Origin of the sequence: Gluconobacter sp. P1D12_c, assembly GCF_018812105.1 — a bacterium.
Classification (GTDB): Bacteria; Pseudomonadota; Alphaproteobacteria; order Acetobacterales; family Acetobacteraceae; genus Gluconobacter; species Gluconobacter oxydans_A.
In genome coordinates, this window is the sequence record NZ_JACSIQ010000001.1 from 386,671 (window position 1) to 401,703 (window position 15,033).

Annotated in this window: 10 protein-coding genes and 1 tRNA gene; 7 read left to right on the plus strand and 4 right to left on the minus strand. The window is 58.1% G+C overall.

The features are described from left to right. Positions 1-60 precede the first annotated feature (60 nt). The 3 genes from gltB to KP705_RS01730 form a co-directional block, all read right to left on the minus strand. On the minus strand, positions 61-4,581 hold the full coding sequence (gltB, locus tag KP705_RS01720) for a glutamate synthase large subunit (RefSeq protein WP_046899752.1): 4,521 nt from the start codon (positions 4,579-4,581) through the stop codon (positions 61-63). Beyond that, complete coding sequence (locus KP705_RS01725) at positions 4,578-6,011, minus strand: NAD(P)-dependent oxidoreductase (RefSeq protein WP_215763891.1); 1,434 nt, start codon at positions 6,009-6,011, stop codon at positions 4,578-4,580. Before KP705_RS01725 ends, gltB begins: the two co-directional genes overlap by 4 nt. Positions 6,012-6,188: 177 nt before the next feature. Further along, complete coding sequence (locus tag KP705_RS01730; protein ID WP_235271708.1) at positions 6,189-7,145, minus strand: complex I NDUFA9 subunit family protein; 957 nt, start codon at positions 7,143-7,145, stop codon at positions 6,189-6,191. Between the two features lie 110 nt (positions 7,146-7,255). Here KP705_RS01730 and KP705_RS01735 point away from each other — a divergent pair. From KP705_RS01735 to rpoN, 7 genes are all read left to right on the plus strand, one after another. Next, positions 7,256-7,342, plus strand: a tRNA-Leu gene (locus tag KP705_RS01735). Positions 7,343-7,403: 61 nt separating this feature from the next. Further along, on the plus strand, positions 7,404-8,048 hold the full coding sequence (locus KP705_RS01740; RefSeq protein WP_099210532.1) for a ribonuclease D: 645 nt from the start codon (positions 7,404-7,406) through the stop codon (positions 8,046-8,048). A 21-nt stretch (positions 8,049-8,069) separates the two neighbouring features. After that, positions 8,070-9,056, plus strand: a complete 987-nt coding sequence (locus KP705_RS01745) for an SIS domain-containing protein (RefSeq protein ID WP_046899756.1) — start codon at positions 8,070-8,072, stop codon at positions 9,054-9,056. Then, a complete protein-coding gene (gene lptC / locus KP705_RS01750; RefSeq protein WP_215763892.1) occupies positions 9,053-9,823 on the plus strand; it encodes an LPS export ABC transporter periplasmic protein LptC in 771 nt (256 codons plus the stop codon). The genes KP705_RS01745 and lptC overlap by 4 nt, the downstream gene beginning before the upstream one ends. Further along, positions 9,820-10,764: an LptA/OstA family protein gene (locus KP705_RS01755; RefSeq protein WP_046899758.1), complete on the plus strand. Its 945-nt coding sequence runs from the start codon at positions 9,820-9,822 to the stop codon at positions 10,762-10,764. Before lptC ends, KP705_RS01755 begins: the two co-directional genes overlap by 4 nt. After that, entirely contained in the window at positions 10,761-11,516 is a 756-nt protein-coding gene (lptB, locus tag KP705_RS01760; RefSeq protein WP_046899759.1) for an LPS export ABC transporter ATP-binding protein, read from the plus strand. The genes KP705_RS01755 and lptB overlap by 4 nt, the downstream gene beginning before the upstream one ends. Positions 11,517-11,525: 9 nt before the next feature. Continuing rightward, a complete protein-coding gene (gene rpoN, locus KP705_RS01765) occupies positions 11,526-12,851 on the plus strand; it encodes an RNA polymerase factor sigma-54 (RefSeq protein ID WP_215763893.1) in 1,326 nt (441 codons plus the stop codon). 13 nt (positions 12,852-12,864) lie between these two features. Here the strand turns inward: rpoN and KP705_RS01770 are convergent, their stop codons facing one another. Beyond that, positions 12,865-14,484: an ABC-F family ATP-binding cassette domain-containing protein gene (locus KP705_RS01770; RefSeq protein ID WP_211513225.1), complete on the minus strand. Its 1,620-nt coding sequence runs from the start codon at positions 14,482-14,484 to the stop codon at positions 12,865-12,867. Positions 14,485-15,033 lie beyond the last annotated feature (549 nt).

Here is a 15,033-nt window from a genome sequence, read left to right on the forward strand (position 1 = left end):
AAAACGCCCCGCACCAGAAACCTGATGCGGGGCTTTTCAGACTTTAACCGATCGAAGCAATCAGGCCGAAAGCTTGGACAGGTCTTCCTGCACATAGCCAATGACCTTGGCATATTCGCGGGGAACGATGTGCCAGAACTGCTCCAGCGTGCGCTCCCAGCAATGCAGCAGGTCCGCGGCGTAAGTGCTGCCTGTTTCTTCCACATGCTGCTCGACCAGCGTGCGCAGTTCCACATCCCAGCGGCTACCCGGCTGCACGCGGTTCCACATCACCGTGTCCGGATTGATGCGGGATTCAAAACGGTCCTTCGGATCGAGCACATAGGCCATGCCGCCCGTAAAGCCGGCACCGAAGTTATCGCCCGTCTCACCGAGGATCACGACCTTGCCGCCGGTCATGTACTCGCAACCGTTCGAGCCACAGCCCTCAACAACAGCCGTCGCCCCAGAGTTACGAACCGCGAACCGCTCACCAGCCTGACCCGCCGCAAAGAGCTTGCCACTCGTTGCACCGTACAGGACCGTGTTGCCAATGATCGCGTTCTCTTCCGAACGCCACTGGGACGACGGGGACTGACGCACAACGATCGTCGCACCCGAAAGCCCCTTGCCGACATAATCGTTGGAATCCCCTTCCACGATCATCTTCAGCCCCTGCACCGCGAATGCGCCAAGGGACTGACCAGCCGACCCGCGAAGCGACAATGTGAGCTGACCCTCGGGCAGTTCGTGCATCCCGAACTGACGGGTGATCATGCCGGAAATGCGCGTCCCGATCGCGCGATGCGTGTTCTGCACGTTGTAGTGCAGATGCAGCTTCTCACGACGCTCGAACAGCGGGATCGCATCGGCCACGATCTGTGCGTCCAGCGTCTCCGGAACCTCATTACGGCCTTCACGGGTGCAGTAACGGGCATGTTCACCCGGATCGGCCTGCACCAGCAGGGAGTTCAGATCCAGATCGTCCAGATAGTCCGCGCCGCGAGACACCTGACGGAGCATATCCGTCCGTCCAATGACGTCCTTCAGGGAGCGAACGCCCAGATCGGCAAGAATATGGCGAATGTCTTCAGCAATCAGCGTGAAGAGGTTGATGACCTTCTCCGGGGAGCCTTCGAACTTCGCGCGCAGCTTTTCGTCCTGAACGCAGACGCCGACCGGGCAGGTGTTGGAATGGCACTGACGCACCATGATGCAACCCATGGCCACCAGCGCGGCCGTACCAATCCCGAACTCTTCCGCACCCAGCATCGCCGCCATGACCACGTCACGGCCCGTCTTGATGCCACCATCCGTCCGCAGCACCAGACGATGACGCAGACGGTTCAGCATCAGAACCTGATGCGCTTCGGACAGGCCCATTTCCCACGGCAGACCCGCATAATGGATCGAAGACTGCGGGCTGGCACCCGTACCGCCGGAATGACCGGAGATCAGGATGGCATCAGCCTTCGCCTTCGCCACACCTGCCGCAATCGTGCCGATACCCGTCCGGGCAACCAGCTTCACGGTAACGGTTGCCGTTGGGTTGACCTGCTTCAGATCGTAGATGAGCTGGGCCAGATCCTCGATCGAATAGATGTCATGATGCGGCGGAGGCGAGATCAGCGTCACACCCGGCGTCGCATGACGCAGGCGGCCAATCAGTTCCGTAACCTTGAAGCCCGGAAGCTGTCCACCCTCGCCCGGCTTCGCGCCCTGGGCCATCTTGATTTCGATCTCGCGGCAGTCATTCAGATACTGCGCGGTCACACCGAACCGGCCAGACGCCACCTGCTTGATCGCGGAAGACGCATTGTCCCCGTTCGGGCGCGGCTTGGAGCGCTCGGCGTCCTCGCCCCCCTCACCGGAGTCAGACTTCGCACCAATCCGGTTCATGGCAATCGCCAGCGTCTCATGCGCTTCCGGGCTCAGGGCACCCAGCGAAATACCCGGCGCGACAAGACGACGACGGATCTGCGTGATGCTTTCAACCTCGTCCACCGGGATCGGTGCATGAGGTGCCTTGAAGTCCAGCAGGTCACGCAGGGCGACCGGCGGCATCTGACGCACAGCATCCGCGTAACGGCGATACAGCGTGTAGCTGTTGGCCGAAACAGCGCTTTGCAGCATGTGCACAAGCTGGCCGGAGAAGGCATGCGTCTCACCCTGACGGCGCAACTTGTAGCGACCACCGACCGGAAGCGCCTCAACCTTCTGATCCCACGCAGCCGCATGAGCCTTCAGGATGTTCCGGGCGATACCCGGCAGACCAATGCCGGAAATACGAGACGGCATCCCCGGAAAGAACTCAGCCACCAGCGCACGGGACAGACCAATGGCTTCGAAGTTGTAGCCACCGCGGTATGCCGAGATTATGGAAATCCCGAACTTGGACATGATCTTGAGCAGACCCTTGTCCACCGCCTTGCGGTAACGCTCCATCGCCTCACGGATTGTCATCTGGCCAAACAGGCCGCGACGCAGACGGTCCGCGATGCTGTGTTGGGCCAGCGCCGGATTCACCGTCGTCGCACCAACACCGATCGTCACGGCGATGGCGTGAACGTCGATAGCACTGGACGTCCGCACGTTCAGGGACGTGAACGTGCGCAGGGAATGACGCACAAGGTGAACATGCACGGCAGCCGTCGCAAGGATCATCGGCACGGCCACACGATCCAGCCCGGTATTCTCATCCGTCAGGAACAGATGGGTGCAACCGCCACGGACATGATCTTCCGCCTGAACGCGGATGGACGCGATCGCCGCACGCAGCCCTTCTTCGCCGTCCTCAACCGGGAAAGTACAGTCGATCGAGGCAGCGTTCTCACCGCAGACTTTCCGCAGTTCATCAAACTCACCAACCGTCAGAACCGGGCTGGGAAGCTGAAGCAGATCGCACTGTTCCGGGCGCTCGTCGAGAATGTTCCCCAGATTGCCCAGACGCGTAATCAGGCTCATCACCCGTGTTTCACGCAAGGAATCGATCGGCGGGTTCGTAACCTGGCTGAAGCCCTGACGGAAGTAATGTGACAGACCACGATAGATCTTGGACAGAACCTGAAGCGGCGTGTCATCCCCCATGGAGCCCAGAGCTTCGGCAGCCGTCTCGACCATCGGGTGAAGGATGGTTTCCAGCTCTTCATGCGTCAGGCTGACGGCCATCTGCTGGCGACGCAGCACGTCGGCGGCCATACCTTCCGGCTCAACCACATCCCGCACGATCGGCTCGATATTGCGGATGCGCTTGACCCAAGACTGGAAATCCTGACGGGAGGCCAGCATTTCAAGCAGTTCATCCGGCTGGTAGAGGCGACCTTCCTTGAGGTCGAGCGCCAGCGTCTGCCCCGGACCAAGGCGCCCGCGACGCTGAATACGCGCTTCCGGCACGCGAACCATGCCCGCTTCTGAACCCACGATCAGCAGGTTGTCATTCGTGATGGAATACCGCAGCGGACGCAGACCCGCACGATCCAGCCCGGCGATGACCCAGCGCCCATCCGTTGCACAGACCGCAGCCGGGCCGTCCCACGGTTCGATCACCGCATTGCAGTAGCGGAACATGGCGCGCGCTGCCGGAGAAATCGCGGAGTTCGCACCGCTGGAGGCCGGAATGAGCATCATCTTGGCCATCGGCGCGCTGCGGCCACCGAAGGTCATGAGTTCGAAGACGTTATCCAGCGCCGCTGTATCCGAGCCAGCAGCCTGCACGACCGGCTTCAGATCATCCATGTAAGGGTCGAGCGCCGCATGTGACAGGCGCGTTTCGTGCGACCGCATCCAGTTGGTGTTGCCGGAGATCGTGTTGATCTCACCGTTATGCGCCACCTTGCGGAACGGCTGGGCCAGCTTCCAGGTCGGGAACGTGTTGGTCGAGTAACGCTGATGGTAGATCGCGAACCGCGAAACGAAGCGCTCGTCCAGCAGATCCGGATAAAAATCCGTCAGGTTCTCGGCAAGGAACATGCCCTTATAAATGACCGAACGGCAGGACAGCGAGCAGATATACAGATCTACCTGCTGACGGGTCGCCTGCTTCTCGATGCGACGACGCAGAACGTACAGATCACGCTCGAACTCGTCTTCCGAGCGAGCCAGCGTATTGCGGATCATGATCTGTTCGATTTCGGGGCGCGTCTGGTTGGCTTTCTCGCCAATGCAGGCCGTATCGATTGGCACCTGACGCCAGCCATAGATTCCGTAGCCGAAGTTCAGAACCTCGGTTTCGATGATCTGACGACCGGCTTCCTGGGACGCCAGATCCGTCTTCGGCAGAAACACCATGCCAACGGCAATGCGACCGTCGATCGTATCATCGCTGGAACTGTTATGAATGGCTTCGGCAAAGAAATCCTGCGGGATTTCGACATGGATACCCGCACCGTCACCCGTCTTGCCATCAGCATCGACAGCACCACGATGCCAGATGTTGCCCAGAGCTTCGATACCCGCCTTCACAACAGCGCGGGACGGCTTGCCATCCAGAGCAGCCACAAGGCCCACACCACAGGAATCGCGCTCCTGCGTCGGGTCATAGAGACCTTTCAGGCGCTCGACGTTCTCAGTGTATTCGCGGATGAAATCGGTGTTCTGTGTCATTCCGCGGCCTCCAGCGCCAGGGTCTCGGTCAGAGAAAGATGAATTGCGTCAGCCGCATCACGGCCGTCCTTGATGGCCCAGACAACAAGGCTCGCACCACGGACAATATCGCCACCAGCGAACACGCCCGGCAGGCTCGTCTGGAAACCACCCGGCGGAACCGTAAGCGTGCCCCAGCGCGTCACGGCAAGCTCCGACTGCTGCCACTGACCCGGCAGGTCTTCCGGGTCGAAGCCCAGCGCACGGATCACGATGTCGCCTTCAATAATGGAATGCTGGCCCGTGCCTTCGATAGAGCGGCGGCCCGTGGCATCCGGTGCACCAAGACGCATTTTCAGCACCTTCACACCTTCAACCGTGCCTTCGCCCAGAAACTCTTCCGGTGCTGCCAGCCACTCGAAGTTCGCGCCTTCTTCCTCGGCGTTGTAAACTTCCTGACGAGAGCCCGGCATGTTCGCACGGTCACGGCGATAAACGCAGGTGACCTTCTCGGCGCCCTGACGGATGGACGTCCGAACGCAGTCCATGGCCGTATCACCACCACCAATGACAACAACACGACGGCCCTTGGCATGAAGCGCTGCATCTTCGCCTGGGTCTTCGTCATATCCGCGACGGTTTGAGGCCGTCAGGAAGTCGATCGCATCCACAACGCCGTTCAGGTCTGCACCCGGAACATCCACGGAGCGCGAACGATACACGCCCGTTCCAAGGAACACTGCGTTATGACGCGTCCGCAGATCATCCAGCGAGGTTTCCCCCTCACCCGCACCGATTGGCGTGGAAAGATGGAAAATGATGCCCTGCTCTTCCAGCAGCTTGTGACGGCGGGCCACGACATGCTTTTCCAGCTTGAAGCTCGGAATACCGTAAGTCAGCAGGCCGCCCACACGGTCCTGACGTTCATAAACGTGAACCTCATAGCCGCGTGCCCGCAGACGCTCCGCACAGGCCAGACCGGCAGGGCCGGAACCCACGACGCCAACACTGACTTTGAGTTCACGATCCGGCAGACGCGGCTGCACCCAGCCCTGCTCAAAAGCATTTTCCGTAATAAAGCGTTCGACAGCCCCAATAGTGACGCTCTCAAACCCCTTCTGGATCACGCAGTTGCCTTCACACAGGCGATCCTGCGGGCAGATGCGACCGCAAATCTCCGGGAAGGTATTGGTGGCCGAAGACATCTCATAGGCTTCCTGCAAACGGTCTTCTGCCGTCAGCTTCAGCCAGTCCGGAATGTTGTTACCAAGAGGGCAATGCACGGAGCAGAACGGAATTCCACACTGAGAGCAGCGAGAGGCCTGCTCTTCAGCGCGGCTCATCGCAAACCCACGGTAAATCTCTCCAAAGTCTGCACGACGCTCAGCAGCGTCACGCTTCTCCGGAAGGATCTGTGGGTGATTGACGAACTGCAACATCCGTTCGGCCATGCGCCGTGTCTCCTAAAAACAGAACGCACGCCAAAGCGTACGAAATTTGTGGAATACCAGCTATTCCGTCAGTTTACGCGATAATAGTCAGCAATGCTTACCAATATAAAAAAACCGACCTCATAACGTCACTTTTCTTGCGTCAGTGTCACATTTTATAGGTCCGATATGGACCAATCAGGCTTTTAGCTGGCGATAAAGCTTACAGACGCTTCCATTCAGATACCCCGGAACCACCATTCCCAGTGATGCGGGATGGATTCCGAGTGCCTGCAAGGTCTCACCCCCCGGCTGCACGACATTATCAACAGACATCATGGCCACCTGGTCCCGCGTCAGCAGATGGCCGGGCAACGTCTCCAGAACAGTCGCTTCAAGGCGGGCTACCACTTGCGGGATCGGGAGCAGAATTCTTTTACGACCCGACGCTTCGAGTACGAACGCCATAAGCTCACGCATACTCAGGATATCGGGACCACCGGCCTCAACCGTTAGACCTGCATTCTCCGGCTGCAGAAGTCGTAGCGCTGCTTCTGCAACATCTTCCACAAATACCGGCTGATAATATGTGCGACCAGCAAAAACCGGCAAAACAGGCGATAGCGCTGCGATCAAGGCAAACAGATTGAAAAAGCTGTCGTCCGTCCCGAACACCACAGACGGGCGAAGCAGACGCGCATCAGGAAAAACGTCCCGCACGACACGTTCTGCAGCCGCTTTACTCCGGCCATATGCCCCTGGAGACGTCAAAGAAGCACCGATGGCAGACATATGAACGTAATGCTTCACACCTGCCAGATGAGCCCGCACAGCTGCGAGCCGAGCGCCCTCGACATTAATGCGATGCAGAGTCTGCACATCTTGCGTCATGACAGACACAAGATTGACGACAGCGTCCACACCATCAAACAGACGATCAAGCTGCGCTGCATCATTGACTGACGTTTTCAGGAACTCGACGCGCCCTGTTCCACGCGCCCTTCCAAGCCCCTGAATTTTTTCGGGATTTTGGCTTCCCACACGAACGACATGCCCCGTGGCAACCAGTTTTCTCACCAGACTGCGCCCGATAAAACCACCACCACCAATGACAGCGACCTTCTGCTGCCCCGTACCCGAAAAAAGTTTTTCCATTTCCCTGTTTTCTTTCATTCCAACTGTTGACGCTCTCATTCAGTCAATGTAAACGCCTCTTCACCAACCCGGGATGCCTCAGGAAACTGAAAAAACCCGGTGCTTTCTGAGCCCAGATGGCGGAATTGGTAGACGCGCAGGTTTCAGGTACCTGTGTCCGAAAGGACGTGGAAGTTCGAGTCTTCTTCTGGGCACCACAGACGGTCAGGTTCATAAGAGCCCTCCCCTCTGAGTTCATAAAAATTCGGTGACAACAAAATGAGCCAGCAGAACGCCATCCATCTTCATGACGGCGACCTGCCGGAAGATTTTGATATTGGCCCTGTTGTTGCCATAGATACCGAGACCATGGGTCTCAATCCCTACAGAGATCGCCTCTGCCTTGTGCAGCTTTCCGCCGGTGACGGTGAAGCACATCTCGTGCAGATCAAGCCTGTCTCCATGGGTGGCCGTGGCTATGATTGCCCTAATCTCAAAGCTTTCCTTTCGGATGACTCGATCACCAAGCTGATGCACTTCGCCCGCTTTGACGTGGCCGTGCTCCAGAAGGCCTTTGACATCACGATCTCTTCCGTCATCTGCACCAAGATCGCTGCCCGCCTCGTCTATACGTTCACGGACCGTCATGGACTGGCCTATCTGTGCCGCGACCTGCTTGGCGTCGAAATCAGCAAGCACCAGCAGAGCTCGGACTGGGGCGCTGAAACCCTGACGGACGATCAGAAGCGCTATGCTGCATCTGACGTGCTCTATCTCCATGCCCTGTGGGACAAGCTTGAAGCCATGCTGATCCGGGAAGAGCGCCGGGAGCTGGCTCAGGCCTGCTTCGACTTCCTTTCAGCGCGCACCCGTCTGGATCTTCTGGGCTACGACGAGCCCGACATCTTCGCACACCGCGCGTAATCGCCTACACTGCGCCCCGACATGATAAACCCGGCTACCTCGCCCCTTCCCTCGGCCCTGCACACTCTTGCTGTCGAGCGACAGGGGCTTGAAGCGCTCGAAAGCGCCCTTGGCGGCTCTCTGGGCCAAGCTTTCAGCCATGCCATAGAGCGGATCCTTCTCTGTTCTGGCCGGCTGATTGTCACGGGGATCGGGAAGTCCGGTCATATTGGTCGCAAGATCCAGGCCACCCTTGCCTCTACCGGAACTCCCTCTCTTTTCGTTCACCCCGCAGAAGCCGCACATGGTGATCTGGGCATGGTCGCGGCAGGGGATGTCATCCTTGCTCTCTCGAATTCCGGCGAAACCACAGAGCTTGCCGCAATTCTGTCGTATGCGTCGCACAGACAGCTGGATGTGATTGCCATAACATCCGTCGAGACCTCGGCTCTGGCCCGCGCCGCCAAGATTGCTCTGGTTCTCCCTCCCGCCAGAGAAGCCTGCCCCATGGGATTGGCACCAACCACCAGCACGCTTCTTCAGCTTGCCCTTGGAGACGCGCTGGCCATCGCCCTTCTGGAAAAACGCGGCTTCACAGCCAACGATTTCAGCGTGTTTCACCCAGGCGGCCGTCTGGGCGCGCGTTTGCGCCCGGTGCGGGAGCTGATGCACACCGGAGAGGCCCTTCCACTTGGGGAAAAATCTCTCTCGCTTCGCTCAGTCATTCTGGAAATGACGCACAAAGCCTTTGGCTGCATGGGCGTGACAGACGAAAATGGCGTGCTGTGCGGTCTCATCACGGATGCGGACCTTCGGCGGGCCCTCCACAGCGATCTTGACACGACCACGGCGGAAGAGGTCATGAATCTCTCTCCGACCACGACAGCCCCCTCGACCCTGGCACAGGACGTCCTTCTTCTCATGAATGCACGCTCCAAACCGATCACGAGTCTTTTCGTCGTTGGAGAGGACGGACGCCCACAGGGCATCATTCACCTGCACGATCTCCTGAGGGCGGGCCTCGCATGACCGAATTGCCCAAGGATGACAAACGCCCCAAACGGGACGACTTTTCAGGGAACCGGAGCGAAAGCCTCGCCAAGCTTGATGCCCTGCGCCGTGCAGCATTCCAGAAAGTACGCACTGCCCCAAATCCGGAAGAGCTGGCTCGCCGCCGCTCTCTTCTGGGGTTTGCCAAATGGGCACTTCCGGGGCTTGCACTTGTTTTGCTGAGCTCAATTGCGGCGTGGCCCGAGATCTCTCATCTCGTCAATCAGAACCGTGCTGCTCTGAAGGAAATGGCCCGCCTGCGCGTTGAGAGCGGCAATATGGAAAATGCCGTCTATCGCGGTCTGGACGCCCATAACCACCTGTACATGATCACGGCACGCGTTACGCATCAGGAAGGCCCGGACCGTGTAGATCTGGTTGATCCGGTGGCGGATATCGAGCTGGCAGGTAATTCCTGGGCGCATATCAAGGCGGACCGTGGCGTCTACATGCAGCACGAGCAGACCTTGAATCTGGACGACAACGTAGTGCTTTACCGCGATGACGGGACGCTCATGAACGGCCCTTCCGCCGATATGGACCTGAAGCAGGACGTTATTGCATCCCGCGACTGGGTCCATGCCGAAGGCCCATTTGGCAAGCAGGACGCGCAGGGCTATTTCCTGGACCAGCATGCAGGTATCATGCAGTTTACAGGGCCGGGTCTGACGGTCCGCAACGACGATAACGGCCCCCCTTCCATGGCGGCCCGCCTCCGCCAGGAAGGAGCCAAGACAGAGAAATGATGAGCCGCATCGCCAGACTGCTTCCCGTTGCAGGACTTCTCCTCGCTACCACCGCCACACCTGCCGCTTATGCGGATGGGCTGGATATGTCTCACGGCGAGGCCGTTAAGCTGTTCTGGAAAAGCGAGGAAATCTACGACCGGAGCGCCCAGACAGTTACCTTGACCGGCGGTGCCCGCGCCGTACGAGGGGATGTAACGGTCGATGCCGATACGCTGATTGGCTATCTGCGCAAGAAAGCGGCTCCACAGGGACAACCAGCCACACCGCCGCCGGCCGCAAATGGACAGACGGGTGAAGCCGACCCGATGGGTGGCTCCCTTGAGCTGTACCGCATCGAAGCCCGCGGTCACGTCCATATCTATAACCAGACGGACCAAGGCTGGGGCGACCGTGCCCTGTATGACATGGATCAGGCCGTCATGGTCATGACTGGCAAGAACCTGAAACTTACGACGCCGCAGGATGTGCTCACTGCGCGTGACGTCATGGAATATCATTCCAAGACCCGCATGTCGGTCGGTCGTGGAAATGCAACTGTCACCACCAATGACGGGCGCCAGATCAAGGCTGACGTGCTGGTTTCCTTCAGTGCACCGGACTCCCCTGCACCAGCAGGACAGGCCCAGCCTGCGAAAAGCGACGGCAGCCCTCTTGGTGGCGGTTCTTCCAAACTGGATCGTGCTTATGGCTGGGGCCATGTCGTGCTGCGCACCCCTACCCAGACAGCAACCGGAGACAGAGGCGTTTATGTCTTTGCCAGCCAGATCGCCCGCCTGATCGGCCACGTGCATGTGACGCAGGGCCAGAACCAGAACAACGGGTCTCAGGCTATCGTCAACATGAAGACCGGCATTGCCACGATGCTGCCAGGATCTGACTCTCCTATTCAGGGACTTGTCGTTCCAAACGAAGCCAACAGTAGCCAGGCACCAAAGTGACAGACACATCCCCCTCATTTCCCGTGCTCCAGACCGGTCTGGTCGCCAGCGGGATCGGCAAGACCTACAAAAAGCGGGCTGTCGTCAAGAACGTGTCCATTCAGGTGCAACGCGGTGAGGCTGTTGGCCTCCTCGGACCGAACGGCGCAGGCAAGACGACAAGCTTCTACATGATCGTAGGACTGGTCCAGCCAGACACGGGCACCATTACGCTGGATGGCGCAGACATCACCCAGTTGCCGATGTATCGACGGGCGCGTCTGGGTGTTGGTTATCTGCCACAGGAAGCCAGCATTTTCCGCGGCCTGAACGTCGAACAGAACATCATGGCCGCGCTGGAAGTGATCGAATCCGATCCGGAAAAGCGCGAAACCATGCTGAACGGCCTTCTCGCCGAGTTCGGCATCACGCACCTGCGCCACTCGCCGTCCCTGGCCTTGTCAGGCGGGGAACGCCGTCGTCTGGAAATTGCCCGCGCCCTGGCAAGCCAGCCGAACTACATCCTGCTGGATGAGCCTCTAGCCGGTATTGATCCGATTGCCGTGGGCGAAATTCGCGATCTTGTGTCTCACCTCAAGGATCGTGGCATCGGCGTGCTGATTACGGACCATAACGTCCGCGAAACGCTTGAAGTCATTGACCGCGCCTACATCATGCATGGTGGCCAGGTTCTGATGGAAGGGACACCGGAGGCCATCGTCGCCAACGAAGATGTGCGCCGGGTCTATCTTGGAGAGAACTTCTCGCTCTAATCTGACGGGATGCTCAGTCCCGGTCTGATACAGCGCCAGTCGCAGTCGCTCGTCATGACGCCACAGTTGCGTCAGGCGATTGCGATGCTGCAACTGGGCCATCAGGAACTGACGCAATCACTTCAGCAGATTGCGGAACTGAACCCCCTTCTCGTTTTGGAATCCACGGACACCGCTCCCGACACAGAGCCCGCGGGTCCTGCGTCTGAATTGCACGACGATGACCCCGAACGCTTTACTTCGGGTTCGGGACAACCAGAGACTGCGGCCCCCGGCCCCACACTTCATGATGATCTGATTGCCCAGATCCACCTCCGGTTTCCCGTTCAGCAGGACTGTGCCGCCGCTCTTTATCTTCTGGCTTGCCTCGATGAGGCCGGACGATTGCCGGAAGCAGTTTCAGGCCTTGCGGTCGAACTTGGTGTCGAGCCCGCTGCTCTTGAAACTATCCGCCAAGTTCTGATGCGACTGGAGCCTGCTGGTCTTTTTACACGCTCCTTGGAAGAGTGTCTGGCGGTCCAGCTGGAACAGAAAAATCGGCTAGATCCTGCCATGAAAGTTCTTCTGGCTAATCTCGATCTTTTAGCCCGAAGGGACTGGCGGCTGCTCCGCAAGAAATGTCAGCTCGAACAGGACGACCTGCTCGATATGCTCGCGGAAATTCAGGCCCTCAATCCCAGACCGGGCTTTGATCCGCGCCAGCCAGTCTCCCCCATTCAGCCAGACCTGATCCTCCGCAAAAATGGTCCAGGGTTCCGCCTGACATTCAATCATCGTCTGCTGCCCCACTGTCACGTGGATCTGGAGATGCAAAGCGCGCTCGACAGTTCAACAGACGCCGGGCGACAGCTTCTTGCTTATGCAAACGAGGCCAATGCTGTCATCCGCGCGCTGGAAATGCGTCGCCAGACTATTCTGAAGATTGGAGCCGAGATCGTCCGTCAGCAGGCGGCGTTCTTTGAAGAGGGCCTCTCTGCTCTCCGCCCTCTCACCATGCGCGACCTCGCCACCGGCGCAGATGTCCATGAAAGCACGGTCAGCCGGGTTGTGAACGGGAAGTACATAGACACACCCCGCGGTATTCTGCCACTTCGTATGTTTTTCTCTACGGCTCTTCAGGCCAGCGACGGCTCTACGCAAAGTGCCAGCGCCATTCAGCACCGCATCAAAATGCTGATCGCTTCGGAAGACGATGACATCCTGTCAGATGATGCCCTGACGACCCAACTTCAAAAAGAAGGGTTCGCCATCCAGCGCCGAACAGTGGCAAAATATCGGGAAGGCATGGGGATCGCAAAATCCAGCCAAAGGCGACGCCTGAAAAAAACCTCCTGACGTCCCAACCTGCTTAATGCAGGCCCGGCGCTTCCTGACCCGTACGGGCCACATATTCCGTATATCCGCCACCATACTGGTGCACACCTTCCGGCGTGACTTCCAGAACGCGATTAGACAGGGCTGCCAGAAAGTGACGATCATGGGAGACGAAAAGCATGGTTCCGTCATAGTCCGCGAGGGCCGTGATCAGCATTTCCTTTGTAGCCATGTCCAGATGGTTAGTTGGCTCATCGAGTACGAGGAAGTTCGGTGGATCAAAGAGCATCAGAGCCATGACGAGGCGCGCCTTTTCGCCACCAGACAGAACCCGGCAGCTCTTTTCCACTTCGTCACCCGAAAATCCGAAACCACCGGCGAGCGAGCGTAGAGCCCCCTGATTGGCCTGCGGGAACGTATATTCCAGCATCTCGAAGACTGTTCGGTCGCCATCAAGAAGATCCATGGCGTGCTGGGCAAAATACCCGATCTTTACATTACTGCCGACGGTCACCGTTCCGGAATCCGGCTCTGTTGTCCCTGTCACGAGCTTTAGCAATGTGGACTTGCCGGCACCGTTCACACCCATGATGCAGCAGCGCTCACGCCGACGGATCATCAAATCCAGTCCATCATAAATTGTGCGGCTGCCATACCGCTTGTCCACGCCCTGAATATTCACGACCACATCGCCCGAACGCGGAGCCGGGGCGAATTCGAAGCTCATGGCCTGACGACGCTTCGGCGGCTCCACACGGTCGATCTTGTCCAGCTTCTTCACACGGCTCTGAACCTGCGCGGCATGAGACGCACGGGCCTTGAAGCGCTCGATGAAGTTGATTTCCTTGGCCAGCATGGCCTGCTGACGCTCAAACTGTGCCTGCTGGTGCTTCTCGTTCAGGGCTCGTTGCTCTTCATAGAATTCGTAGTTTCCAGAGAACGTCGTCAGGTTACCGCCATCAATTTCGATCACTTTGTTAATGATACGGTTCATGAAGGCGCGGTCATGGGACGTCATGAGCAATGCGCCATCGTAACCAGCAAGAAACTGCTCAAGCCAGATCAGACTTTCCAGATCAAGATGGTTGCTCGGCTCATCGAGCAGCATGACATCAGGCTTCATCAGAAGAATACGGCCCAGCGCCACGCGCATCTTCCAGCCGCCAGACAGAAGACTGACGTCTCCGTCCATCATTTCCTGGCTGAACCCGAGACCATGAAGAACCTCACGCGCCTTGCCATCCAGCGCATAACCACCGAGATCCTCAAAGCGGCTCTGCACTTCACCAAAGCGCTCAATGATGCTGTCCAGTTCATCCATCCGCTCCGGGTCCGCCATCGCGGCTTCCAACTCGGCCAGCTCGGCAGCCACTTCCGAAACGGCACCTGCTCCGTTCATGACTTCTGCCACAGCACTATGGCCGGACATTTCACCAACATCCTGGCTGAAGAAGCCAATAGTGACGCCACGATCCGTCAGGACATTCCCTTCATCCGGCTCTTCCTGCTTTGTGATCATGCGGAATAGCGTGGATTTTCCCGCACCGTTTGGACCGACAAGGCCCACCTTCTCGCCCTTCAGAAGAACGGCCGAAGCCTCAATAAAAATGACGCGCTGGCCGTTATGCTTGCTGATGTTGTCGAGACGAATCATGGGTCCTCGGAGGAACTGAAAAGCGGGAAACAAAGGGCTGTCGGGACTTACCGTTATCCCAACACAGGCGGAACCCCTGAAAGCCAAAGTCTATGCCGGAACCCGCTTTATTCACGCATCCTAAAAACCAGTGGGGCCTCGCCACGCACGCATTTATCTCTGGCGACAGACGCAATCTTCTTCACGCCACACCTACCAAGAGCAATGCTGAAAAGGCCGGTCATTGCAAATGGTTGAGGAGCGTTAACCCTGTCACGGCATGACACTCACGCATCACGCAAGAACAAGCCTCTCAAATTAAAATAAGGGCAAAATGATCTTTGACTGGGCTTATAGCGCGTTACCGTTCCCCCAATCCCAACCAACTGGCCTCCGTCGAATGTGATCCATGTTCGAGACGACATAGCAAAGCGAATGAGCATTATCGCTTTTAAAACATTTTGCGTGTGATATATCCACTTAATATAACAACAAACCAATCATATGCGTCTCTTACGCAGATACATCCTCATCCCAAACTTTATCGCTCAATAAGCTCCTGTGAGGCAA

What these genes read in the sequence shown, in the direction of transcription:
- gltB (WP_046899752.1), bottom strand. Translation starts at nt 4,581, where the DNA reads ATGACACAGAACACCGATTTCATCCGCGAATACACTGAGAACGTCGAG.
- KP705_RS01725 (WP_215763891.1), bottom strand. Translation starts at nt 6,011, where the DNA reads ATGGCCGAACGGATGTTGCAGTTCGTCAATCACCCACAGATCCTTCCG.
- KP705_RS01730 (WP_235271708.1), bottom strand. Translation starts at nt 7,145, where the DNA reads ATGGAAAAACTTTTTTCGGGTACGGGGCAGCAGAAGGTCGCTGTCATT.
- KP705_RS01740 (WP_099210532.1), top strand. Translation starts at nt 7,404, where the DNA reads ATGAGCCAGCAGAACGCCATCCATCTTCATGACGGCGACCTGCCGGAA.
- KP705_RS01745 (WP_046899756.1), top strand. Translation starts at nt 8,070, where the DNA reads ATGATAAACCCGGCTACCTCGCCCCTTCCCTCGGCCCTGCACACTCTT.
- lptC (WP_215763892.1), top strand. Translation starts at nt 9,053, where the DNA reads ATGACCGAATTGCCCAAGGATGACAAACGCCCCAAACGGGACGACTTT.
- KP705_RS01755 (WP_046899758.1), top strand. Translation starts at nt 9,820, where the DNA reads ATGATGAGCCGCATCGCCAGACTGCTTCCCGTTGCAGGACTTCTCCTC.
- rpoN (WP_215763893.1), top strand. Translation starts at nt 11,526, where the DNA reads ATGCTCAGTCCCGGTCTGATACAGCGCCAGTCGCAGTCGCTCGTCATG.
- KP705_RS01770 (WP_211513225.1), bottom strand. Translation starts at nt 14,484, where the DNA reads ATGATTCGTCTCGACAACATCAGCAAGCATAACGGCCAGCGCGTCATT.